This window comes from Mycolicibacterium nivoides, assembly GCF_003855255.1.
GTDB lineage: Bacteria > Actinomycetota > Actinomycetes > Mycobacteriales > Mycobacteriaceae > Mycobacterium > Mycobacterium nivoides.
The window spans coordinates 179,488-202,899 of record NZ_CP034072.1 but is presented as its reverse complement, the minus strand read 5'-3'; the positions used below and the strand labels follow the sequence as shown (position 1 = coordinate 202,899).

Annotated in this window: 22 protein-coding genes; 11 read left to right on the top strand and 11 right to left on the bottom strand. The window is 65.9% G+C overall.

Annotated elements, in window-relative coordinates; genetic code table 11:
• Positions 1-8: 8 nt before the first annotated feature.
• A complete protein-coding gene (locus EH231_RS01030; RefSeq protein WP_124711706.1) occupies positions 9-380 on the bottom strand; it encodes a nuclear transport factor 2 family protein in 372 nt (123 codons plus the stop codon).
• Positions 377-1,423, bottom strand: a complete 1,047-nt coding sequence (locus tag EH231_RS01025) for a phosphotransferase (protein ID WP_124711705.1) — start codon at positions 1,421-1,423, stop codon at positions 377-379. The genes EH231_RS01030 and EH231_RS01025 overlap by 4 nt, the downstream gene beginning before the upstream one ends.
• Positions 1,424-1,491: 68 nt before the next feature.
• Here EH231_RS01025 and EH231_RS01020 point away from each other — a divergent pair, with 68 nt between their 5' ends.
• The gene (locus tag EH231_RS01020; RefSeq protein WP_090424924.1) at positions 1,492-2,100 is read left to right on the top strand and encodes a TetR/AcrR family transcriptional regulator; all 609 of its coding nucleotides are present in this window, start codon (positions 1,492-1,494) and stop codon (positions 2,098-2,100) included.
• On the opposite strand, the gene EH231_RS01015 is transcribed toward EH231_RS01020, so the two are convergent.
• The 5 genes from EH231_RS01015 to EH231_RS00995 all read right to left on the bottom strand — a co-directional run bounded on the left by EH231_RS01015 (position 2,083) and on the right by EH231_RS00995 (position 6,744).
• Positions 2,083-3,129, bottom strand: a complete 1,047-nt coding sequence (locus tag EH231_RS01015) for an alpha/beta fold hydrolase (RefSeq protein WP_206429652.1) — start codon at positions 3,127-3,129, stop codon at positions 2,083-2,085. The genes EH231_RS01020 and EH231_RS01015 overlap by 18 nt on opposite strands.
• Before the next feature lie 31 nt (positions 3,130-3,160).
• Positions 3,161-4,777 carry a flavin-containing monooxygenase gene (locus EH231_RS01010; protein ID WP_124711704.1) on the bottom strand — a complete coding sequence of 539 codons (1,617 nt, stop codon included), beginning with the start codon at positions 4,775-4,777 and terminating at the stop codon, positions 3,161-3,163.
• Positions 4,774-5,793, bottom strand: coding sequence for an NAD-dependent epimerase/dehydratase family protein (locus EH231_RS01005; RefSeq protein WP_090424922.1), 1,020 nt, complete (start codon positions 5,791-5,793; stop codon positions 4,774-4,776). Before EH231_RS01005 ends, EH231_RS01010 begins: the two co-directional genes overlap by 4 nt.
• Positions 5,794-5,978: 185 nt before the next feature.
• Complete coding sequence (locus EH231_RS33710) at positions 5,979-6,122, bottom strand: hypothetical protein (RefSeq protein ID WP_164480721.1); 144 nt, start codon at positions 6,120-6,122, stop codon at positions 5,979-5,981.
• A gap of 187 nt (positions 6,123-6,309) precedes the next feature.
• Positions 6,310-6,744 (bottom strand): nuclear transport factor 2 family protein, encoded by a 435-nt coding sequence (locus tag EH231_RS00995; RefSeq protein ID WP_090424921.1) that lies wholly within the window; start codon positions 6,742-6,744, stop codon positions 6,310-6,312.
• Between the two features lie 154 nt (positions 6,745-6,898).
• Between EH231_RS00995 and EH231_RS00990 the strand changes: the two genes are divergently transcribed.
• The 3 genes from EH231_RS00990 to EH231_RS00980 are packed head-to-tail and all read left to right on the top strand — an operon-like array spanning position 6,899 to position 10,229.
• Positions 6,899-7,915, top strand: a complete 1,017-nt coding sequence (locus tag EH231_RS00990) for a Rieske 2Fe-2S domain-containing protein (protein ID WP_090424920.1) — start codon at positions 6,899-6,901, stop codon at positions 7,913-7,915.
• Positions 7,912-8,529: a cysteine hydrolase family protein gene (locus EH231_RS00985; RefSeq protein WP_164480720.1), complete on the top strand. Its 618-nt coding sequence runs from the start codon at positions 7,912-7,914 to the stop codon at positions 8,527-8,529. Before EH231_RS00990 ends, EH231_RS00985 begins: the two co-directional genes overlap by 4 nt.
• Positions 8,530-8,561: 32 nt before the next feature.
• On the top strand, positions 8,562-10,229 hold the full coding sequence (locus tag EH231_RS00980; protein ID WP_124711703.1) for a medium-chain acyl-CoA ligase Mig: 1,668 nt from the start codon (positions 8,562-8,564) through the stop codon (positions 10,227-10,229).
• On the opposite strand, the gene EH231_RS00975 is transcribed toward EH231_RS00980, so the two are convergent.
• A complete protein-coding gene (locus EH231_RS00975) occupies positions 10,213-11,700 on the bottom strand; it encodes an aldehyde dehydrogenase family protein (protein WP_124711702.1) in 1,488 nt (495 codons plus the stop codon). The genes EH231_RS00980 and EH231_RS00975 overlap by 17 nt on opposite strands.
• Before the next feature lie 160 nt (positions 11,701-11,860).
• Between EH231_RS00975 and EH231_RS00970 the strand changes: the two genes are divergently transcribed.
• The 3 genes from EH231_RS00970 to EH231_RS00960 all read left to right on the top strand — a co-directional run bounded on the left by EH231_RS00970 (position 11,861) and on the right by EH231_RS00960 (position 14,668).
• The gene (locus EH231_RS00970) at positions 11,861-12,646 is read left to right on the top strand and encodes an SDR family oxidoreductase (RefSeq protein WP_124711701.1); all 786 of its coding nucleotides are present in this window, start codon (positions 11,861-11,863) and stop codon (positions 12,644-12,646) included.
• Between the two features lie 90 nt (positions 12,647-12,736).
• Entirely contained in the window at positions 12,737-13,957 is a 1,221-nt protein-coding gene (locus EH231_RS00965; RefSeq protein WP_164480719.1) for a cytochrome P450, read from the top strand.
• Positions 13,958-13,969: 12 nt separating this feature from the next.
• Complete coding sequence (locus tag EH231_RS00960) at positions 13,970-14,668, top strand: TetR/AcrR family transcriptional regulator (RefSeq protein ID WP_124711700.1); 699 nt, start codon at positions 13,970-13,972, stop codon at positions 14,666-14,668.
• A gap of 82 nt (positions 14,669-14,750) precedes the next feature.
• Here the strand turns inward: EH231_RS00960 and EH231_RS00955 are convergent, their stop codons facing one another.
• Both EH231_RS00955 and EH231_RS00950 read right to left on the bottom strand, forming a co-directional pair.
• A complete protein-coding gene (locus tag EH231_RS00955) occupies positions 14,751-16,286 on the bottom strand; it encodes an aldehyde dehydrogenase family protein (RefSeq protein ID WP_124711699.1) in 1,536 nt (511 codons plus the stop codon).
• A 31-nt stretch (positions 16,287-16,317) separates the two neighbouring features.
• Positions 16,318-18,438: a molybdopterin-containing oxidoreductase family protein gene (locus tag EH231_RS00950; protein ID WP_234927565.1), complete on the bottom strand. Its 2,121-nt coding sequence runs from the start codon at positions 18,436-18,438 to the stop codon at positions 16,318-16,320.
• A gap of 141 nt (positions 18,439-18,579) precedes the next feature.
• Here EH231_RS00950 and EH231_RS00945 point away from each other — a divergent pair, with 141 nt between their 5' ends.
• From EH231_RS00945 to EH231_RS00930, 4 genes are all read left to right on the top strand, one after another.
• The gene (locus EH231_RS00945) at positions 18,580-19,005 is read left to right on the top strand and encodes a Zn-ribbon domain-containing OB-fold protein (protein WP_124711697.1); all 426 of its coding nucleotides are present in this window, start codon (positions 18,580-18,582) and stop codon (positions 19,003-19,005) included.
• Between the two features lie 8 nt (positions 19,006-19,013).
• Entirely contained in the window at positions 19,014-20,159 is a 1,146-nt protein-coding gene (locus EH231_RS00940; protein WP_124711696.1) for a thiolase family protein, read from the top strand.
• 90 nt (positions 20,160-20,249) lie between these two features.
• On the top strand, positions 20,250-21,482 hold the full coding sequence (locus EH231_RS00935) for an amidohydrolase family protein (protein WP_124711695.1): 1,233 nt from the start codon (positions 20,250-20,252) through the stop codon (positions 21,480-21,482).
• Positions 21,483-21,517: 35 nt separating this feature from the next.
• Entirely contained in the window at positions 21,518-22,165 is a 648-nt protein-coding gene (locus EH231_RS00930) for a cysteine hydrolase family protein (RefSeq protein ID WP_124711694.1), read from the top strand.
• Positions 22,166-22,223: 58 nt separating this feature from the next.
• On the opposite strand, the gene EH231_RS00925 is transcribed toward EH231_RS00930, so the two are convergent.
• Positions 22,224-23,411, bottom strand: coding sequence for an acyl-CoA dehydrogenase family protein (locus EH231_RS00925; protein WP_090434168.1), 1,188 nt, complete (start codon positions 23,409-23,411; stop codon positions 22,224-22,226).
• Between the last annotated feature and the right edge of the window lies 1 nt (position 23,412).

Genomic DNA, 23,412 nt, shown 5'->3' with positions numbered 1-23,412 from the left:
CTCGTCGGTCATACCCAAACTCCTTGCTTGTAACCACAGTTCCACACCTCGGTGATGCGGCCGCCGATCACCCGGAAGATCTCCATACTGCTGACCGTCATGGCGTTGCCGTCCGGGAAGGTCATCGGGGATTCGTACACGATCGCGACATGCTCGCCGTCGTCACCCGCGACGATCAGATTCAGGTCGAACCGGATCGTCTCGAACATCGCCCAGTGGTCGATCACCCGGTTGACCGCCTCTTCGTGGGTGAGCACCTTCGCCTCGCCCACGTCGTGGCGGGTGACGGTGTCCCCCAACAGTTCATCGGCAAGGGCGAAGTCCTTCTCGTTCCAGACCACCCAGTTGTACCGCTCCACCACTTCACGCGCGGTCCTCATGAAAACTCCTCCAGGGCATCGATATCGTCGATGGCCGCGACGGCCCGGTCGATGAGTGTCAGACACAGTTGCCGGGACCGTTCGGGGGCGACGTCCCACGTGAGCAGGGCGACCACCGGCATGTACAGCAGCAGTGCGGTCGCGAAACGGTAATGCCGCCAGGCCTCGTCGAACGCGTACCCGTCCACCTGGCCGACGTATTCACGCATCAGCTGCATGTCGTGGCCGCGCCGCACCTCGGTGGGCAGGCCCTGGCTGACCAGATACGCGACATCGGCCGCACCCGCTCCGCGGACCGTCAACTGGAAGTCCACCACCTTCAGCGCATCCTCGCGGAAGAACATGTTGTCGGCCCGGATATCTCCGTGCAACAACATGTTCCGGTCCGAAAGTGCGGAGAGCGCGGTGGGTGCGAGTTCGGCGAACCGCTCGGCGAACGCGGCGACCGCCGGAGGCACCGGCTGACGCGTGCGCTCTCGGTAGAGCTGCCACCCGGGCGCGAACGCAGGCAGGAACAGGTCCCGCGTCAACGAGCTGTCCATGCTCGGGAACTCCTGCAGTACCGCATCATCGATGCCGGACGACCATGTGTGCAGACCGGCCAGCTGCTCGATACAGAGCTGCGCACGCGGTAGCGACAGCCCGGCCAGGTGGTCGGCGTTCTCCCAATCCCGCAGGTCTTCGAGCACGAGCACGAAGTCGGGACCGGACATCCGCGCGACATAGCAGTGTGGTGTGGCAATCGGAGATCCCGGCGCGACGTGCCGGTAGAAGTACAGCTCACGTTGGTAACCGCCGAGCATCTCCATCCCGCCACGGGCCAGTGAGTCGGCGGGCAGTTTGACGATCAGAGTCTCTGGCACATCAGCGGATCCGCGTAGATGGACCCGGTACAGCGCCGCGGAAAATCCGGTGTCCAGAGCAATCCGCTCGGCCCGCACCTCCGTCACCTGTGCACCCAGTGCCTCGGTCAACCAGGGCGCGGTGACCTCATCGATGCCCGTGGGCACCGGTCCGGAATAGGGCACTGCGACTGACGTCATCGTCGACCTCCGCACAGAAATTTGACGCTGAACAACTAAGTTAGTTGTCGACCATCTAATATGCAAGGGTGCCCTCCCCAGCCCACGGCCTCACGCAGCCGGAGCGCGTCGAGCAGTCGTCGCGGCGGCTGCTGCAGGCTGCCGCCGAGTTGATCGTCGAAAAAGGCTGGGAAGCAACGACTGCCGCCGAGATCGGCCGGCGGGCCGGGTACAGCCGGGCCATGGTGCACGCCCGCTACGGCAGCAAGGACGCCATCCTCGACGCCTTCCAGGACGTGTACGTGGCGCGCCTGAATCCCGACCCCGAGCCTGGCGCCACCGGGCTGCAGCAGGTACTGGCACATTTCGACCGCGTGCAGGAGATTCACGCCGAAGATGCCGCGGTGACCAGGGCCATGTTCGTATCGGCATTCGAGGCGGTGAAGACCACGTCGCCGCTGCGCGACGGCGTGCGCGCCCAGTTGGCCGGGGCCGCCGTCAAGATCGAGGCCGGCCTGCGTACCGGTATCGCCGACGGTTCACTACGGCCCGACATCGATGTCGACATGGCGCTGCGAGACATCACCGGATCGATCTTCGGTATCGCTTTCCAGTGGGTGGTTCTGCCCGAGGACCACGATCTCGACCGTGAGATCGACTGTGTTCGGGCCCGGATCACGTCAAGCTACGGTCGTTAGGAACCGCTCGGTCGCGTCCTGCACCGCACCGGAAAACAGGTGCCCGACATGACTGCCGTCGTGCCAGTGGAGTTCTCCTCCCCATTGCTCGTGCATGGCCAATGCCGAACTGCGCATGGCCATCTGGTCATGCCAGGCACCGACGATGAGACGCCGCTCGGCACGCGGCCGGGTGCGCAGCGGGTCGATCACTGAGGTCATCGCCGCCACCGTGGCCGATCGCAACTGCTGCGCCGACTGCTGTCCCGCTGATCCCCAGCGGCCCAAGTGCATCCCGATCATGGTGTTGAGGCCCAGGATCGGCGTGTACAGCGCCACCGCGTCGACCCGGGCATCCAGATGTGACACCAGCGCCGCCACTGCGCTACCCAGCGACAAACCGGCCACCGCAATCGACGATGCCTGCGGTTCCAGCCAGCCGATCAGCGCCCGTACCTCCGACACCGCCCGCATCGTGCCGGCGACATTGGCCAGCGGATCACGGGCGGGATACTCCGGCCACGACTGCCGCCGTGCACCGTGCCCCGGTTGCACGGGCAGGGCAACGTTGAACCCCATATCCCGCAGACGTCGAACCCGGGCGACCAGTAGATCCATCGGATCGCCCTGACCGGCCCCGTGCACCCAGATCAGCCAGGGCCGCGCATCGTCGCCGCAGCGGTACAACCGCGCCCTGGCCGTGGCGACTCCACCGTGACCATCGGCCAGCACCGAGGCCGGCAACGCGGGATCGTGATCGAAGACCAGCTCTTCGAATGTCAGCGCCCCGAATCGGCGAGGCCGGATGTGTTCGACCTGTAGCGCATCCGGGCAGGGGTGCGCCACATCGATTTCGAGCGCGCCCAGTTCGTCGGCGGCCCACTGGTATTCACCCAGCGGACGCGACAGCTGCGGCGGTGGACCGGTCAGCGTCATACCGGTCACCACGAGTTCGTCGAGGGTGACCTCGCCGAGCTGCCGCAGGCCAGTGACCGACAGCGGATTCCAATCCCCCGCGCCTGCCAGTGCGCCCACCGAGCGCGGCACCACGCCACCGAGCTCCCACGCTATGCGGGTAGCCCTAAGCAATGGTGAATCCCGGGTAGCCGTCAGCTGCGATCTCGTCACAGCGGCGACGGTACTCGGGGATGCCTGCGGTGTATCCCAGGTACATCCTCTTCTTACCCGGTACGTTGCCGCCGTTGTACCACGAGTTGCAGCTCGGGTGCACCAACACGGTGGGAGCCACCAGTGCCGTGGTGTGTTCAACCCATTCGGCCTGCGCCTGGGGCGTCGCCTCGATACTCCGATGGCCGCCGGCTCTCAGGTACGCGATGCACTCCGCGATCCACTCGACGTGTTGTTCCAGGGCCGCCACGAAATTCGTCGCCGCCGATGGGCTTCCCGGCCCCTGGATCGTGAACAGATTCGGGAATCCGGCCACGGCCAAACCCAGATAGGACAGTCCGCCCTCCTTGGACCAGTACTCCCCCAGCACCAGCCCGTCCCGGCCACGTACGTCGATCCGGCTCAACGCGCCGGTCATGGCGTCGAATCCGGTGGCGTACACGATCACGTCCAGGTCGAAATCTCCTTGCTCGGTGGAAATCCCAGTGGTGGTCACCTCACGGATGCCGCCCTTGCGCAGATCGACCAGGGTGACGTTGTCCCGGTTGTAGGTGTCGTAGTAACCCTGGTCGATGATCGGCCGCTTGCAGGCGAACGGGTGACTGGGTGTCAACGAGGCCGCCGTGTGTGGGTCGGTGACGATGCGGGCCACGGCCTGGCCGTACAGCTCGGTGGCCATCCGGTTGGCGTCGATGTCGAAGAAGACGTCACCCCAGTTCAGGGCGCCCATGACGCCGTGTTCTTCGACGGCGTGCCGCTTCTCTTCGGGCGACGCGGATTTCACCGGCGGCCGCACCAGCATCTCGAGGAACACCGAGAACGCACTGAGCCGAGCCGCCCCGACCGGATGCTCCCGCTGCGCAGCGCGGATGGCCGCGTAGTCGGCCTTGAGCGCGTCGAGTTCGCCGGGTTCGAAGGGCCGGACCTGCCACGGCAGGGTGAACGCCGGGGACCGCTGGAACACCGTGAGATGTTCGCACTGCCCGGCCACCACCGGAATCAGCTGAACACCGGTGGACCCGGTGCCGATCACCCCGACCCGCTTGCCCGCGAGGTCGACGCCCTCGCGCGGCCAGCGGCTGGTGAACAGCGACGCGCCGGCGAATCGGCTCATTCCCGGGATATCGGGTTCCAGTGGCACCGACAGGATTCCGGTGGCGGCCACCACGAACGGCGTGCGCAGCGTCTGCCCGTCGGCGGTGGTGACCGACCACAGAGATGTGGCCTCTTCGAAGGTCATCGTGACGACCTCGGTGCCGAATGCGATGTCGCGGCGCAGGTCGAGTCGGTCGGCGACGAAGTTGAGGTACGCCTCGACCTCAGGTTGGGCCGGCATCGTCTCGGTCCAGACCCACTCCTGCTGGATCTCATCGCTGAAGCTGTACGAGTATTCGACGCTCTCGATGTCACAGCGCGCACCCGGATACCGGTTGACCAGCCAGGTACCGCCGACGGCGTCGGCCTTCTCCAGAATCCGCACCCGCAGGCCCTGCTCCCGTAGCCGGTGCAGTGCGTACAAGCCGGAGAATCCGGCACCGACGACGATCGCATCGAGATCGGCGTTGCTCACAAGTCGATGACTTTCTCGTCGCGGTTCCTGCGGTCGACGTAGAACTGCGCGGCCCGGCTGATCGATTCGGCGGTGGGTGCCGGTTTCCACCCCAGCTCACGGGTCGCCTTGCCGTGGTCCGCGGGCGAGGTCAGCCACATCAGTCGCGCGGCGGTGAGGTTCATCGGAAAGTCAGTGCCGAACAACCGATTCGACAAGCCGGCGAACCAGCCGAAGACATACAGCGGGGCCATGGGGATGCCGAATCGCGGCGGTCGCGCACCCACTGCCTCCGCAGCCGTGGTGAACATCTGGCGCTGTGACATATAGCCTTCGGACACGATGTAGCGTTCGCCGATCCGGCCATGCTCGGCCGCCCGGATGAGTGCATCGGCCGCGTCGTCTATCCCAACCACCTCGGAACCGACACCGCGCACGTACACGGGCAACTTGCCGAACGCGGCCATCGCGACGAGCGCACCCTGTCTCGGCTGCCAGTCGGGCGGTCCGTACGGGTTGGACACACACATCGCCACAGCGGGCAATCCGTGCTGCCTGGCGTAGGACAGCACCAGGTCTTCGGCCTGGCGCCGCGACTCGATGTACGGGCCGCCTTTGCCGGCCCAGTTGAACGGGGTGTCCTCATCGACGGTCGCGCCGTCGTCACCGACCGCGATCGTTCCGATGGTGCTGAGAAAGACGAAGCGCTGCAGGTCGGCATCCATCGCGACGTCGAGGACATTACGCAGGCCCTCGACGTTGGTGGAGAACAGTGGCGCCGGGTCGGCCAGGTGGGCGCGGGTGTCGACGACGCAGTAGAACACCACGTCCCGGTCGGTCATCGCCGCCGCCACCGCATCGGTGTCGAAGATATCCCCGTAACACCGTTCGACGTCGAGACCCTCGATGCCCTTGGTCGAACTACTCCTCCGCAGCAGCACCCGCACGTCATCGCCCCGCTCGACTAGTTGACGGGTGACACAGGCTCCCACGTTTCCGCTTGCGCCCATCACGAGTACTTTTCGCCGGCGATCCATCGCTACTCCATCCCAGTTGACGACCAACGATGGATGTTACGGTAATGCTTTCAGTAGCACTCTGAAACGGGTCAGAAACGGAGAAGACCGATGAAGTACACCTTGGGCCGAGGCGGCGGGCTTCTCGGCGATCGCACTGAGCGAGCACTGCGGCCATCGAGAACACCGAGCAGTTCGGGGCCGCCCTAGCGCGACTGCGCAATCGGCTCGCGGACGCCGGCCGGGACCCGTCGACGGTCGACATCCAGGTGGTGTGCCCACATACCGACCTGGATGACGCCGCCTCGCTGCGACGTGCCCGCGACGCCCTCGCCGAACTCACCGGACACGGCGCCACTTGGGCGGTCGTACATGTCGATGGCAGCAGCCCACAGGGTGCGCTCGACTACATCAAGGCTTTTGGTGAAGCGATGGATCTCGGCGCAGAGCAAGCTGTCTCGGAATCACGTTCGTAACGCGGTGGCGGTGATCCACGCGATTCTCGCAACAGCGTTTCGCGCGCGGCAGCTCAGCCGGCTAGGCCGTCTTGAACTTCAACAGCGTCCGGGTCAGGTGCAGGCTCGTGATCTGCCATGTGCCGTCGCGCTTTTCGTAGGTCTCGTGGTAATGGCCCGCCCCGTGCAGTTCGCTGCCATCGGGGAAGAACAACATGTCCTCCATGGCCCAAATGCCGGTCGCGGTGGTGTCGGAGGTCAACATGATCTCCGGGGTGTGGCAGTGGTGCACCGTGGCCGCGTTCTCGACACCGCCCCACACCACCGGGAAGAACTCGTCGAAACTGTTCAGCGGTGGGGCCGTCTGCGGGTCGGCACCTCCGGTGGAGACGGCCATGTCGAGCTTCACCACCACGTCATCGACGAACAGTGCTCGCCACGCGTCGATGTCCTTGGTATCCAGGAACCGGCAGTAACGCGCCTTGAGCTGCTTGATCGCCTCGATGTCGTCGGACAACGGATCACCTCCTGGTCGGCTGCGGCGAACTATACGGTAAGAGCCTCAGTTGGTCGTCGGCCGATTCCAACCGTGCGCCCTTTCTCTGCAGTAATAGCTACTGTAATGTCTTCCGTACGTATTGCGAGAGCAGTGAAACGGGAGGAAGCTGGCCATGAAAGTGCCGTTCACCTGGAAGGTCACCGGCTGGTTCATGATCGGCTGGTCGGCCGAGTACGAGGTCGGCGATGTGAAGGCGCTGAAGTACTTTGGCGAGGACCTCGCCGCCTACCGTGACGAGTCCGGCGAGCTTCATGTGTTGGAAGCGCACTGCAAGCACCTGGGCGCCCACATCGGCCACGGCGGCAAGGTTGTCGGCGACTGCGTCGAGTGCCCGTTCCACGGCTGGCGGTGGGGCCCTGAAGGCAACAACACCTACATCCCCTATCAGCCCGACAAGCCCAACCGTGGTCTGCGGCTGCGCTCTTACCCGGTCAAGGAGCAATACGGCTGCGTCTTCATGTGGTATCAGCCCGATGGCAAGGAACCACAGTGGGAACTGCCCGACATCTTCGGTAAGTTCCCGCAGTTCGAAACCGATCCGGATGCCTACTACCGGCCCTACCCGGAGTTCTCCAGCCGGGCCGACGCGATCCCGGTCCACCCGCAGATCGTGGCCGAGAACGGTCCGGACAGTTCACATTTCCGCTACGTCCACGGCGCGACCGTGACCCCGGTGTGCCTGCACTGGGAGCACGTCGACGAGGAATGGCGATTCCTGACGGGCTGGCCCGATGCCCGCAGTGACGATCCGGACAAGATGGCGCTGCGGATTCACAGCCACTTCTCCGGCCTCGGCTTCGCCATGAGCGCCTTCGAAGGCTCGTCCAACCACCGGCTGATCTTCGCCTGCACCCCGGTCGACGACGAGGTGTCGGACATGTTCTATTCGATCTGGTGGCCCAAGCTCCCGGGTGAGACCTCCGACATCCCGCCCGAGCAGGTCCGCAAGCAGGTCGAGAAGCAGTTCCTCAAGACCGTGTGGGAGGACTGCGACATCTGGCGCTACCAGAAGTACGTCGAGCATCCGCCGCTGGCCAAGATCGACGCGAAACCGTATATGGCCATGCGCAAGTGGGCCACCCAGTTTTATGAGGTGCCACCTGTGGACAGCGCAGTCGCCGTCTCATGAAGATCGACCTGACCGAACTGGTCGCCCCCGAGCACACCGCGATCATCACCCAGGAATGCCAAGGCGCAGTGGTCGGTCCCGACGCCGGGCTGGCCGCACTGGCCGACGAGGCCCGCCGGGAGGCGCTACCCAACATCACCCGACTGCTGCCGGCAGCGCGGGCCGCCTCGGCCCGGGTGGTGCACTGCCTGGTGCAGCGACGCCCGGATGGGCTGGGTTCCAACCACAACGCCAAGATCTTCGCCATCGGCCGTAACGACGTGGGCATTCTGCCAGGCACCCCGGGCGCCACGTTGCTTCCCGAATTCGGACCGGAACCGGACGACCTCGTGCTGGCCCGTTGGCACGGCCTGGGTCCGATGGGCGGCACCGACCTGGACGCGATCCTGCGCAACCTCGGGGTGCGCACCATCGTGGCCGTGGGAGTCTCGGTGAACATCGCGATCGTCAATCTGGTGATGGACGCGGTCAACGCCGGGTACCGGGTGGTGCTGCCCCGCGACGCGGTCGCCGGAATTCCGACGGCCTATGCCGACGCGGTCATCGACAACACGCTGTCCCTACTGGCCACCGTGACCACAACCGAGGACCTGCTGCACGCCTGGCAGCACTGACCCAAGACCCTCCCCCGTCCTTAGGAGAACCCGTGCAGTTCACCGTTCCGGCCGTCGCCGAAGCCGTCGCAGCCGCCGTGGGAGACCGCCCGCTGATCGTCCAGGGCGACCGGCGCTATACCTACCGCCAGATCGTCGACCGCTCGAATCGACTGGCGGCGTACCTGCATTCGCGCGGGCTGGGCGCACAGACCGAACGCGGTGAACTGGCCGGCCACGAGGTAGGCCAGGACCTGCTGGGCATCTACGCCTACAACGGTCCCGAGTTCGTCGAATCCCTGCTCGGCGCCTTCCGGGCCCGCGTCGCGCCGTTCAACGTCAACTACCGCTACGTCAAGAACGAATTGCAGTATCTGCTGGCCGATTCCGGCGCATCCGCGCTCGTGTACCACGCCGCGTTCGCACCGCGCGTGGCCGAGATACTCCCCGATTTGCCCGCACTGCGGGTGCTGATCCAGATCGCCGACGGTTCCGGCAACGAACTACTCCACGGCGCAGTGGATTACGAGTCGATCGTCAGCGCCTCGACGGACGCCGCCATTCCTGTCGAACCGAGCCCCGACGACCTCTACGTGCTCTATACCGGAGGCACCACCGGCATGCCCAAGGGCGTGCTGTGGCGGCAGCACGACATCTTCATGACCGCCTTCGGCGGACGCAACATGGTGACCGGCGAGAAAGCGCAGTCGGTCGAGGAGATCGTCGGGCGTGCGGTCGACAATCCGGGCACCAGGCTGCTGATCCTGCCGCCGCTGATCCACGGCGCCGCCCAATGGGGGGCGATGACGGCCGTGACCACAGGCCAGACCATCGTATTCCCCAGCGTGGTCGACCGTTTCGATGCCGAAGACGTGGTGCGCACCATCGAACGCGAACAGGTGCTGGTGGCCACGGTGGTGGGTGACGCCATGGCGCGCCCGCTCCTCGATGCCATCAAGACCGGCCTTCGAGACGGCACGGCGGATGTGTCCTCCCTGTCCGTCGTGGCCAACGGCGGAGCACAGCTGACCCCGTACGTCAAGCAACAACTCATCGACGCCAAGCCCAACCTCATCGTCGTCGACGGGGTGGGGTCATCCGAGACCGGTGCCCAGATGAGCCACATGTCGGCCCCCGGTGCCGTGTCGACCGGAACGTTCAACGCCGGGCCCGACACCTGTGTGGTGACCGAGGATTTCACCGCGGTCCTCCCCGCCGGTCATGAGGGACTGGGATGGCTGGCGCAGCGCGGGTTCGTGCCGCTGGGCTACAAGGGCGACGCAGCCAAGACCGCGGCCACGTTCCCGGTCATCGACGGCGTCCGATATGCGACACCGGGTGACCGGGCGCGCCACCTGGACAGCGGGGCGATCGAGCTGCTCGGTCGCGACTCGGTCACCATCAACTCCGGCGGCGAGAAGATCTTCGCCGAGGAGGTCGAATCCGCGATCGCCTCGCATCCGGCAGTGCGCGACGTTGTGGTGGCCGGCCGGCCCAGTGAACGCTGGGGGCAGGAAGTAGTGGCTATCGTTGCGTTGAGCGAGGACGCGCTCGCCGACAACACTATTGGGGCCGACGAGCTCATCCGGCACGCCGAATCATCGATCGCCCGCTACAAGCTGCCCAAGGCCGTGGTGTTCCGCCCGGTCATCGAACGCAGCCCGGCCGGCAAGGCCGACTACCGGTGGGCTCGCGAGCAGGCGGTCAGCGAAACTTCTTGAGCCGCGCCGCGGTTCGGCTACGGGCACGTCGCAGGCTGAGTGCGGCACTGACCCGCATGGCCGCGCTGAACGGCCGGGCAGCTTGGCCCGTGACGCTGAACGGCAGGTCCGTGCCGACCACCGTGCGGTAGTGGCTGAACGCATCGAAACCGGCCTTGCCGTGGTAGGCGCCGGTCCCACTGCGTCCGACGCCACCGAACGGAGCTTCGGACGGGATCATGTGCGCCGCAAAGTCATTGCGGGCCACCCCGCCACTGCGGGTATGGCTGACAAAGTGGCGGAAATCGGCATCGTCGGGCCCGAACCAGTAGGCCACCAACGGCGACGGGTTGGCATTGATGTGGTCGACAGCCTCGGTGAGCCGGGAGTAACCGCGCACCGCCAGCACCGGTCCGAATACCTCCTCGCCCGCGATCCGCATCCGGTCATCGACGTCACGCACGATGGTCGGGGCGATCTTGCGCGACCCCGGATCGGGCAGCACCTCCCCCGCCGGAACGACGGAGTCGATCCGCGCCCCGTGAGCACGGGCGTCGGCGATCAGGCCGACCACCCGGTCGAAGTTGGCCTGGTTCACCGAGGAGCAATAGTCGGCGTTGTCGATGATGCTGGGAAACAGACTGCTCAGCGTTCTCCGCGCGACCTCGACGAACCGGTCCACCTGCGCCTCCGGGACGAAGACATAGTCCGGGCACACGCACACCTGACCGCCATTGACCATGCGCGCCTGGGCGATTCGACTCGCAGCCCGTTCGATGTCAGCCCCGGGAGACACCACCACCGGGTTCTTACCGCCCAGTTCCAGCGTCACCGGAACCAGATTGTCCGAGGCCGCGCGCGCCACCAGCGCCCCGATCGAGGGTGAACCGGTGAAGAACAGGTGGTCGAACGGTAGGCCGGCGAACTCCGCGGCGACATCGGGCCCGCCGGTCACGACCCGCAACTCGGTCGGATCGAAATACTTCGGCGCGGTCGCCGCCATCAGTTCGGCGGTGCGCGGGGTGACCTCCGACATCTTGATCATCACCCGGTTGCCCGCGGCGAAGGCCGCAGCCGCAGGCAGCACCGTCAACTGGATCGGGAAGTTCCACGGCCCGATGATCCCGATGACACCGAGCGGGCTCGGCACCACCTCGGCACGCAGCCCGGCGAACCGGGCGGCCCGCATCAACTTCGTCGCGCGCATCCACTGCGGCACATGGGCCCTGGTGTGCTCGATGACCGAGAGCATGCCCAGGATCTCGGCGAAGAACGCCGCCGAGCGCGAGCGCGACCCGTAGTCGGCCGCGGTGGCGGCGACGAAATCCTCGGAGTTGTCCAACACCATCGCGAGCAGCCGGTCAATGCGGTTGCGGCGCAGCGCGACATCGGGCGGGCCATCGGCGATGAACGACCGGCGCTGGGCCGCCAGCAGCTCATCCAGACCGTCGCGCTGCGGCTGCACTGCCGCACGCTCCTCGATCGCGCTCATCGAATCCGTCTCCTCGCCAGGCACGCGTCGCCCACATTCCGGAGCCGCCTCCGGTAAGGCTAACGGTAGCACCCACCGAGCAGGCCGAAGCCGATTGTCCGAGTGGCCCGAATTGTTTACAGTGATCCTTACTGTCGTTAATTCAGTGGAGGGTCGTCGCATGTCGGATACCGCACGCAGAATCGTCGTCGTCGGAGCCGGATCCGGAATCGGAGCGGCCACCGCGGCGCACTTCTTCGAACGGGGCGACCATGTGCTCGCCGTCGACGTGCGCCCCAATGACACCCCGGCGTCGGAGCACGCCACGTGCGACCTGCGGGACGCGGCCGACATCGCGCGCCTGCTGAGCGAGATCGGCGACGGCTGGGACATGCTCGCGCATGTCGCGGGGGTGCCGGGCACCGCGCCGGCCGCCGACGTCCTCAAGGTCAACTATCTCGGCATGCGACTGATGACCGAAGGCATGCTGCCGCTGCTGCGCCACGGCGGCTCGATCGTCACGGTGGCGTCGACAGCGGCGCTGGGCTGGCAACAGCGCATCGACATCCTCGACGGGTTACTCGAACTCACCGACGGGGATGCGGTGGCGCAGTGGCAGACCGGGCAGGATCCGGATTTCCCGGTCTACACCACCTCCAAGCAGGCCGCGATCCTGTTCGTCAAGCGGATCTCGGGGCCGGCCTGGAGCAAGTACGGGGTGCGGCTCAACACGGTGAGCCCGGGCCCGGTCCAGACGCCCATCCTGTCCGATTTCGAGCAGACCATGGGCAAGGAGGTGCTCGACATGGTGCGCGCGACCGTGGGCCGGCACGCCACCGTCGAGGACATCGTTCCCCTGATCGCCTTCCTGGCCTCCCCCGATGCGCGCTGGATCAACGGCCAGGACATCCAGGTCGACGGCGGCTTCATCGCCGCGATGAGCAACGGCGCCCCGATCGCGCTCTGATCTGCCCGAACCAGCCGAAATTCATATTACTGTAAGATTTACAGTAATATGATCTGGGAGATGAGTCCGTTGCGAGCGGTGAGGTGAGCTGTGGGTAGTGAAGTGCAGGACCTGACCGTCGATGAGCCGGTCGACGACACCCCCACCCTGCTGCGCGACCCCTACCCGACCTTCGCGCGGCACCGTGCCAGGCACGGCGTGTTCCGCGGTTCGGTCATGGACTGGTCGAAGACACCGGAATCGCTTCTGCCGGAACATCAATTCGCCGCCGTGTCCTTCGATGCGGTCAACACCGTCTTCCGGGACGGTAAATCGTTCAACTCGAAGATCTATGACAACACCATCGGGCTCTTCATCGGTCCGTCGATCCTGGCAATGGAGGGCAAGACCCACCGCGACCACCGCAACCTGGTCTCGGCCGCCTTCAAGTCACGTTCGTTGCAGCGTTGGGAGCCCGAGGTCGTCCGCCCGATCTGCGAGGCGCTCGTCGACGAGTTCATCGAATCCGGCAGCGCCGATCTGGTGCGCGACTTCACCTTCGAGTTTCCCACCCGGGTGATCTCCAAGCTTCTCGGCCTACCCGAGGAAGACCTGCCCTGGTTCCGGCAGCGCGCCGTCGAACTGATCAGCTACACGGTGAAGTACAAGCGCGCTTTTGAAGCATCCGCGGCCTTGAAGGACTACTTCCTCGGCCAGATCGACCTGCGCCGCTCCCATCCCACCGACGACATCATCGGCGATCTCGTCACCGCGGAGATCGACGGAGAGAAGCTCACCGACGAGGCCATCTACTCGTTCCTGCGGCTGCTTCTGCCTGCCGGGCTGGAGACCACCTACCGGTCCTCGGGCAACCTGATCTATCTGCTGCTCACCCACCCCGAGCAGTTCGCCGCGACGCAAGCCGACCACGAGCTGATCGGCCAGGCCATCGAGGAGGGGCTGCGCTACGAAACCCCGCTCACCACAGTGCAACGCTCGACCACCCAGGACGTCGAACTCGACGGCGTGGCACTGCCCGCCGGCGCGGTGATCGATGTGTGCATGGGATCGGCCAACCGCGACGAGAGCCGCTGGGAACGGCCCGAGGAGTTCGACATCTTCCGAAAGCGGGTTCCGCACATCACGTTTGCCGCCGGCGAGCACACCTGCATGGGGTTGCACCTGGCCCGGATGGAGACCCGGGTGGCGATGGAGAGCCTTCTGAGCCGGGTGCGCAACCTCAAGCTGGTCACCGACGACGATCCGCACATCTTCGGTCAGCCGTTCCGCTCCCCCACCGCCATACCCGTCACATTCGAGCCGATCCGCTAGAAGGACGTTGCAATGGCCACGCCCGCAAGCACCAACGGACGCCGGCGCCGCGAACGCGGGTCGATCAGCGTCGACGAAATCGTGCGCGGCGCTTTCGAAGTGGCCGATGAGGTATCGATTGACAACCTCAGCATGCCGCAGCTCGCCCGCCATCTCGATGTCGGGGTGACCAGCATCTACTGGTACTTCCGCCGCAAGGATGAGCTGCTCGACGCGATGACCGAGCGCGTCCTGCTCGACTACGACTTCAGCGTGCTGTCCATCGAGGCCGGCAACTGGCGTGAATCGCTACGCGCCCATGCCCATCGCATGCGGAAGATGTTCACGAACAACCCGATCGTGTGCGATCTCATCCTGATCCGCGGCACCCGCGGTATGCCTGCGGCCCGGCCCGCGCTCGAGAAGATCGAACAGCCAGTGGCCGCACTGGTGGCCGCCGGCCTCACCGCCAAGCAGGCACTCGACACCTACACGGCCATTTCCGTGCTGGTCCGTAGCTCGGCGGTACTGCAGCGCCTGCAGAGCCGAACAGCCGATGACCAGTTCCCGCGGGAGTATTGGGAGCAGGTGCTCGACGCCGAGGCGATGCCGCTGATTGCCTCGATCCCCGGGCGGGGCTACCGGATCGGCATGGCCGACGACATCAACTTCGACCACATTCTCGACAGCATCCTCGATCGCGCCGCATCGTTCGCCACCGTTCAGGGGTAGAGCTTCTCCCGCCGAGCAGACACAGAACTGTCCCTTTTCGCACGAATCGGGGCAGTTTTGTGTCTGCTCGCGCACGGCAACGCTACTGCCGGGGCAGGCGCCAGCCGATGGTCTTGGTCTCGGTGTACTGCGCGAAACCCTCTATCCCGCACTGCCTTCCGACGCCGCTATTCTTGTATCCACCGAATGGCGCGTCGGCACCGTAGTACATGCCGCCATTGACGCCGATGGCCCCGGTCCTTATCCGCCGTGCGATCCCCATCGCGCGCTCGGACGACGCCGACACGACCGCACCGGCCAAGCCGAACGCACTGTCGTTGGCGATCCGCACGGCCTCGTCGTCATCGTCGAACGGGATCATCACCAGCACCGGACCGAAGACCTCGTCCTGCGCGATCGACGAGCGCGGGTCAGCCCCTACGATGACGGTGGGTGCGACGAAGTGCCCGTCGGTCAGATACTCGGGCAAACCGTCCGGTACGCCGCCACCGACCACGATCTCGGCGCCGTCGCGACGGGCGCCGTCGATGGCATCGAGAACGCGTTGCTTCTGCGCCGCACTGATCAGCGGGCCCACCAGCGTGGTCGGCAACGCGGGATCACCCACCGGCACCGCACCGAATGCCATGGTCACATTTGCGACTGCTTCGTCGAACAGGCTGCGATGCACCAGCATCCGGGTATTGGCCGCACACGCCTGCCCCGCGTGCACGCACGCCCCGATCGCGCCGGGGATGATGTGGCCGGGCTTGGCATCGTCGAGCACGATCATCGCCGACTTGCCGCCGAGTTCGAGGAAGGTGCGCTTCATGGTGTCCGCACCGACTCGCATCAAATGCCTGCCGACGCCAGTGGATCCGGTGAACGACACCATGTCGACACGCGGATCGGTGCCCAGAAATCCCGCAACCTCATTCGACGGCGTCGGGACGACGTTGACCACGCCGGGCGGCATATCGGTACGCTCGGCGATCAACCGGCCCAGCCGGGTGGCGTTCCACGGCGTGTTCGGATCGGGCTTGAGCACCACGGTGTTGCCTGCTGCCAGCGCCGGCCCGAGCTTGTTGAGGATCACCTCGATCGGGAAGTTCGACGGGGTGATCGCGGCGACCACACCGACCGCCTCCTTGACCACCGTGCGGGCGTTGCGCTCACCGAACAACCCGCCGCCGTCGAGCGTGCGCTCCCATTCGAACTCGTCGATCAGCCGGGCCGGGTATCGCAGCGCATCGGCCAGCGGCCAGTCCAGCTGGGCATTCTCCGTCGTCATCGCCGGGCAACCGACCTCGGCGATCAATTCCTCACGCAGGTAGGCTTTTTCGGATTCGATGGCCTCTTGCAGTTGGGCCAGTACCCGCTGACGCAATCCGCGATCGGTGCTCCAGTCGGTTTCGTCGAACGCGCGCCGGGCCGCTCCGATCGCTCGATCCATGTCCTCGGCACCGGCGGCCGCGGTGGTCCCCAGAACCAGGCCTGTGGCCGGGCTGAGATTGCCGAATTCCGCACCGGATACCGCGGATACCAGCGCACCGTCGATCAGCATGCGCTTCTCGGCCCGCCCGGCGGCCCGCCGCCCGATGTCCACACTGGTGACGGCCTCGTCCACGACTTCGCTCACGCGCTCAACTGTAACACTTACAGTATAGAAATCAGCAGGCTTCCACCTGCACCGGCACACCTGTCAGCCAGGACATGCCGGCCAGCGCCTCGACATCGGCCGGATCACTCGACATCAACTGGTTGACGTTGGCCCCGCCGGCCTGGTTGGCGATCCGCCAGCCACCGCTCCCCCGGTGGCCCCAGCCGTGCGGTATCGCGATGGTGCCGCGCACGATGTCGTCGGTGAGCGACAGCGCGATGTCGATCTGGCCGTAGGGCGACCGCACCCGCACCGCGTCACCGTCCGCCAGGCGACGCGCCGCGGCATCCTCGGTGTGCATGAGCGCACGGTGAATCCTCTTGCCGCGCATGAGCAGCGGTGAATTGTGCAACCAGGAGTTCTCCGAGCGCGGTTCGCGCATGCCGATCATGCGCAGCGGGTAGCCATCGGGCTTGGCTCGTCGCGACATGGCAGTGATCTCCGAAGCGATGTCCTCGTGTGCGAGCCGTATCCGCCCCTTCGGGTACACCACGACCTCGTCCAGCACGCCGGTGCGGATGTTCGGTGCCACCACCACGCCGTGCGGATGCTGTTCGGCCAAACGGCGGAACGTCAGTCCGCCGCGGCGCAGACCGAAACGGTCACCGCCGTCGGCCATCCGGATCATCATGTCGATCATCGGACGCGGGCTGAGCCGCTTCCCGCGTCGTGCGGCCCGCTTGGCCGCCTGCCGAAGCGCGACGAAAACCGGTGTACGGACCTTCATCCGGCCGATCAGGTCGACGACGATGTCCCACTCTGTGCGGGCCTGGCCGCGCGGTGCCACCACCGCGTCGGTGGCCTGACGGAACGGCGTGGCCTGGAACATCTGGAACGTGACGGCGAAGTCGTCCCGCTCGTACATCGTCGTCACGGGCAACACGTAATCGCAGTGTGCGGTGGTCTCGTTGACGTAGAGGTCCAGGCCGACCGAAAGGTCAGTTGTCTCCAGCGCTTGCTCCAACTCCAAGCCGTTGGGCACCGACAGCACGGGGTTGCCTGCACCGATGAACATCGCCTTCACCTGACCACGGCCGGGTGTCGTGATCTCCTTGGCCATGAACGCCGCGGGTTCGGCACCGATGACCGATCGGAACCCGCCGACCCGCGTCCGCTTGTTCTGGTAGCTACGGCGCAGCGAGGCGCCCATGGCCATCGATCCCCACTTCTGACCGGGGATGCCCAGCGTGCTGAACACGCTGCCACCCGGGGTGTCCAGATTCCCGGCGACGAGGTTGACGGCGTCGAGCAGGTAGGTGGTCAGCGTGCCGTTGCGGCCGACGCAGGTGCCCAGCCGGCCGTAGACCGCGGCCCGTTCGGTCCCGGCGAGATCGCGGGCCAACGCGCGCACCGTCTCCGGGTCGATGCCGGTCTGTGGTTGCGTCCGCTCCGGGGTGAACGGAGCGCACTGCTCCCGCAACCAGTCCAGGCCCTCGGCCTGCGCCCTGGCCCGCGCGCTGACGAGCCGCTCGGTGAACAGCACCTGCAGGATCGACAACAGCAGATACGCATCGGAATCCGGGATGATCCCGAGCCAATCGAACTGCGCGGCGGTCTCGCTGCGCCGCGGATCGACGACCACGACCCGTCCACCGCGCTTCACGATGTCGTGCATGCGGTCCTTGATTCGCGGCGCGGTGAGGAAACTGCCGTGCGACACCACCGGATTGGCGCCGAGCATGATCAGCAGGTCGGTACGCATCAGGTCCGGGATGGGCACGGGGAACGGCGCCCCGTAGAGGAACTGGTTGGCCAGCAGCCGGCTGCTGGTGTCCTGGGTCGAGGAGCTGAAGAAATGGCTGTCGCCGCCGATCCCCTTGGCGAAAGCCATCGCGGCGAACAGGTGCGAGTAGCTGAAGGCCGCGGGGTTTCCCATGTACCACGCGAAGGCACCCGAACCGTGGGTGCGGTGGATCTCGGTGAGCCTGGCCGCGATGTCATCGAGCGCGGCATCCCAGCTCACGGGCTCGAAGCCGTCCCCGGTCCGCTTCAGAGGTCTGGTGACCCGGTCAGGGTCGTTGACCACCTCGGTGAACGCGATGCCCTTCTGACAGGCAAATCCCGCCGACAGCGGGTGGTCCTTGTCGGGCCGCAGGGCAGTCAGCCGGCCGTCCTCGATCGTGGCGATCATGCCGCACAGCGGCTCGCAGATCCGACAGAACGTGGGCTTGGTGTCAGCCGTGGACTCAGCCTTGCGCTCGGTCACTTGGACTACATTACTGTAAGAGTTACAGTTGCTAGACATTTTGTCCGAACACGGAGGATCAGACGTATGCAGAAGGCCCTCGCGCCGGAGATCTCGACGTGGCCCGACGCCGAACCCCAGCTGATCGGCAGCCGCTGCACCGACTGCACGGCCACCACGTTCCCCGCCCAGGCCCGCTGCCCCAAATGCTCCGGCGGCAACACCGAACAAGCCCTGCTGCCCCGACGCGGCACCGTCATCGCCTGGACCACCCAGGGCTTCCCACCCGGCGCCCCCTACAAAGGACCCACCGGAAAGGCCTTCGTCCCCTTCGGCGTCGGCCTGGTCGAACTCGCCGACGACACCGGACCCGTCCTGCGCGTCGAAGGCCGCCTCACCGAAAACGACCCGGCCAAACTGCAATTCGGCATGGACGTCGAACTCACCATGATCCCGTTCACCACCGACGAAGAGGGCAACGAGATTGTCACCTTCGCCTTCCAGCCCATCTGAGGAGTGCCATGAATGACGTAGCGATCATCGGCGTCGGCCTGCACCCGTTCGGCCGATTCGAGGGCAAGTCCGCGATGCAGATGGGCGTTGACGCGATCTTCGCCGCTGTCGCGGACGCCGGAGTCGACTGGAGAGACATCGGTGCCGCCACCGGGGGCAGCTGGACGGTGGCCAATCCGGACGCGATCGTCGGGATGGTCGGGCTGACCGGCATCCCGTTCACCAACGTGTTCAACGCGTGCGCCACCGCGGCCAGTGCGACCAAGGCCTGCGCCGACGGGATCCGGCTCGGTGACTACGACATCGGCATCGCGGTCGGCCTGGACAAGCACCCGCGCGGTGCGTTCACCGAGGATCCCGCCCTGGTCGGGATGCCCAGCTGGTACGCGGAGAACGGCCAGTACCTGACCACCCAGTTCTTCGGCATGAAGGCCAACCGGTACCTGCACGAGCACAACATCTCGCAGCGCACGCTGGCCAAGGTGGCCAACAAGAACTTCCGCAACGGTGCCCTGAACCCGAACGCGTTCCGGCGCAAGCCGATCAGCGAGGACGACATCCTCAACTCGACGATGCTCAACTATCCGCTGACCCAGTACATGTTCTGCGCGCCCGACGAGGGTGCGGCCGCGGTGGTGATGTGCCGCGCCGACATCGCCCACCGCTACACGGACAAGCCGGTGTATCTCAAGGCCGTCGAGGTTCGCACCCGGCGCTACGGTGCCTACGAGGTCAACACCACCTGCGCACCGGTCGAAGAGGACGTGGCGCCGACGGCGTACGCCGCGCGTGCCGCGTTCGAAAAGGCTGGGGTGGCACCCGAAGACGTCGACGTCGTGCAGTTGCAGGACACCGACGCCGGCGCCGAGATCATCCATATGGCCGAATGCGGATTCTGTGCCGACGGCGACCAGGAGAAACTGCTGGCCGACGGCGCCACCGAGATCGGAGGCTCACTGCCGGTCAACACCGACGGCGGCCTGATCGCCAACGGCGAGCCCATCGGCGCCTCGGGTCTTCGCCAGATCCACGAACTGGTACGCCAACTACGCGGACAAGCCGGCGAACGGCAGGTGCCCGGCAACCCGCGTGTCGGCTTCGCCCAGCTCTACGGCGCACCCGGCACCGCCGGGGCCACCGTCCTGACGCTCTGATTTTCATGGCCGAGCAGACGCGTAGGTACCCGCAAATGCGCATTCCGGGGTACCTACGCGTCTGCTCGCGGGAGAAAAGGAACCACTTACATGACTGAACAGTTCAGGGACGCACCGATTTTCGATGCCGACCAACACATGTACGAGACCGGCGACGCGCTGACCAAGTTCCTGCCTGAAAAGTACTCGCGCGCTGTGCAGTACGCCCAGATCGGCCGTCAGACGCGTGTGGTGATCAACAACCGGGTCACCGACTTCATCCCCAACCCGACCTTCGAGCGCGTCGCGGCACCTGGGGCGCACGAGAAGTTCTTCGCCGGGGAGAACAGCGAAGGCCTGACCCTGCGCGAGATGCAGGGTAAGGCCATCGACGCGCCCGAAGCCACCCGCAACCCGGAGGACCGGGTCAAGGAACTGGATCGCCAGGGTGTGGTCGAGGCGCTGAACTACCCCACCCTGGGCAGCCTGGTCGAGCACTCCAGTGCCGATGACCCGCAGCTGACGCTGGCGATCGTTCACGCCCTCAACCAGTGGATCCTCGAACACTGGAGCTTCGCCTACGCCGACCGCGTGTTCTCCACACCGATCATCAATCTGTCCGAAGTCGATGCGGCGCAACGGGAACTGGAGTGGATCCTCGAGCACGACGGCAAGGTGGCATTGATCAAACCTGGCCCCGTCAACGGCCTGCACGGCTGGCGCTCCCCCGCCCTGCCCGAATTCGACCCGTTCTGGCGCGATGTCGAGGCCGCCGGCCTGCCGATCGTCCTGCACGCCAGTTATCCCCCGCTCGACGACTACGTCAACAAGTGGGAACCGCCCTACACCCAGAACTTCATGGCGCAGAGCGCATTCCGCTGGATGGTACTGGGCCACCGCGAGATCGCCGACATGCTGACCGCACTGATCTGCCACGGCACCCTGACCCGGTTCCCGAAGCTGCGCGTCGCCAGCGTGGAGAACGGCAGCAGCTGGATCTTCCCGCTGTTCCACGATTTCGCCGACCTGTACAAGAAGATGCCGCAGAACTTCCCCGAACATCCGCACGACGTGTTCCGCCGCAACATCTGGGTCAGCCCGTTCTGGGAGGGCTGCGTGTCCGATGTCGTGGAGACGGTCGGGTGGGACAAGGTGCTGTTCGGTTCGGACTATCCGCATCCCGAAGGGCTGGCCGAGCCCAAGGGCTTCTGGAAGTACGCCGAGGGAATGGACACCCGTCGCACCTATGACTTCATGGGTGACAACGCACGGCGGTTCATGGGCCTGCCGATCGCCAATCCTGATCCGGCAGCCGTCAAGCCCCCAGCGCTGACCAGCACCTGACGCCGCTGCTGCGCCATCTCTGGCACACTCGACGGGTGGACCCTGTAGATTACGTGTCCCCCGAATGGGCACATTCGGCGCTGATACTGATCGATGTGCAGCACGACTTCGTCGACGGTGCCGCTGTCATCGACGGAACCGCTGAACGCCTCGCCGCGATGACCCGCATCGCCGCGGAATTCCGCGCCGCGAAACGACCCATCGTCCATGTGGTACGCCTCTACCAACCAGGTGGCTCCGATGTGGACAACGTCCGGCGTGCCGCAGTCGAAGCCGGGGCACGCATCGCCGCGCCCGACACCCACGGCGCACAGATCCAGTCGACGCTGCTGACACGACCGGTCGAACTCGACTGCCCCGCACTGTTATCCGGGCAGATGCAACCCGTCGGCACCAACGAGGTGATCCTCTACAAGCCGCGCTGGTCTGCTTTCTACCGCACCTCGTTGGATGCGCATCTGCAAGACCTCGGCGTCAGCACCGTGGTCGTGGCCGGCTGCAACCTACCCAACTGCCCGCGCGCCACCCTGTTCGACGCCTCCGAACGCGATTACCGGGCGGTGCTGATCACCGACGCGACCTCCCAGACCAACCCCCAACGCCTCGACGACCTCGCGTCGATCGGCGTCAATCTGCTCGACACCGACCAAGCCTGCCGCGAGGTTGCACAGACTCGAGTTTGAGGAGGCGTTCGCCGACGGCGCGTCCCTCATACCGACGGCTGGATCACCCGATCCCGTATCACGACGCCTTCTTTGGCGCCGAATAGTTCGGCTTGCCCAGGCCCAGCACATGCTGTGCGATCATGTTCCGGAACACCTCGAGCGTGCCGCCGTAGATGCCGACCAAGGGTGCGAAGCGGTAGACGTACTCGCTCCGGTCATCGGCTCCCCCGTCGGCCCCGATCGGCAGTGCCGCTACTGAGCCGGCGATATCCATCAGATCCGGGGCGATGTCACGCATGGTCTGTGCCAGCGCCACCCGGCCGAAGATGCTGGGCGACGACAGCGACGCCTCCAAGCGGGCGACGCTGCGCCCCAACCGATATGCCACCGATCCATCGTCCACAGCAGCGCGCCCGCCGGCATCCGGAGTACCGACCAGCGCGGCCACATTGTCCGCGGCCTCGGCCATGAATCCGGCCTGATGCATCATGATCGCGACGTCGGCCAGGCCGTCGTCGGCGGCCGCGACCGCACCGTGCTCCGCGTCGAGCGGTTCACGGACCACCGTCCAGCCGCCGTTGACGTCACCGAGTCGATACTTGTCGTCGACCCGGACATCGGAGTAGTAGACGATGTTGGTGCGGTCGCCGTCGACGGTGCGGATGCCCTGGATCTCGATGCCCTCCGAATCCAGCGGCACCAGGAACATGGTGAGGCTCTTGTGTTTCGGCGCGTCCGGATCGGTGTTGGTGATCAGGAAGACGTACTGGCAGTTGTGTGCCCCGGTGGTGAACATCTTGGAACCGTTGATAACCCATTGGTCACCGTCACGGACCGCGCGGGTCTTGCAGGTCGCCACATCAGAGCCACCTTCGGGTTCGGTGTAGCCCAGGCACAACCGCACGGTGCCGTCGAACACCCCGCGCAGCACGTCGTCTCGGATTTCCGGGGAGGCGAACTTCGCGACCGACCGCGCCACCATCGAGGTGGTCCCCCACGTCACCCAGGGCACCTCGGCCCGGCGCTTCTCCAGCTCCCAGATCCGCCTGCGCACTCGGGAGAAGCCGCCGTCGGCCTCGGTCTTCCATTCCTTCTCCAGATAACCGGCGGCGCCCAGGGCCAGGTGCGCGCCCTCGTGAAAGTTGTCGCCGGTTTCGCGGTCGTGGCGGATGACGTCCTCGGTCACGACACTCGACAGGAACTCGCGCACTTCGGTGCGGAACGCCTCGTCCTCCGCGGACAGTTCGACTGTTGAGAAATCCACG

Coding starts and splice junctions, on each gene's coding strand:
- EH231_RS00960 (WP_124711700.1), top strand. CDS start 13,970: ATGGCCACGCCCGCAAGCACCAACGGACGCCGGCGCCGCGAACGCGGG.
- EH231_RS00940 (WP_124711696.1), top strand. CDS start 19,014: ATGAATGACGTAGCGATCATCGGCGTCGGCCTGCACCCGTTCGGCCGA.
- EH231_RS01005 (WP_090424922.1), bottom strand. CDS start 5,793: ATGGATCGCCGGCGAAAAGTACTCGTGATGGGCGCAAGCGGAAACGTG.
- EH231_RS01030 (WP_124711706.1), bottom strand. CDS start 380: ATGAGGACCGCGCGTGAAGTGGTGGAGCGGTACAACTGGGTGGTCTGG.
- EH231_RS00990 (WP_090424920.1), top strand. CDS start 6,899: ATGAAAGTGCCGTTCACCTGGAAGGTCACCGGCTGGTTCATGATCGGC.
- EH231_RS01025 (WP_124711705.1), bottom strand. CDS start 1,423: ATGACGTCAGTCGCAGTGCCCTATTCCGGACCGGTGCCCACGGGCATC.
- EH231_RS00970 (WP_124711701.1), top strand. CDS start 11,861: ATGTCGGATACCGCACGCAGAATCGTCGTCGTCGGAGCCGGATCCGGA.
- EH231_RS00950 (WP_234927565.1), bottom strand. CDS start 18,438: ATGATCGCCACGATCGAGGACGGCCGGCTGACTGCCCTGCGGCCCGAC.
- EH231_RS00985 (WP_164480720.1), top strand. CDS start 7,912: ATGAAGATCGACCTGACCGAACTGGTCGCCCCCGAGCACACCGCGATC.
- EH231_RS00975 (WP_124711702.1), bottom strand. CDS start 11,700: ATGAGCGCGATCGAGGAGCGTGCGGCAGTGCAGCCGCAGCGCGACGGT.
- EH231_RS00935 (WP_124711695.1), top strand. CDS start 20,250: ATGACTGAACAGTTCAGGGACGCACCGATTTTCGATGCCGACCAACAC.
- EH231_RS00945 (WP_124711697.1), top strand. CDS start 18,580: ATGCAGAAGGCCCTCGCGCCGGAGATCTCGACGTGGCCCGACGCCGAA.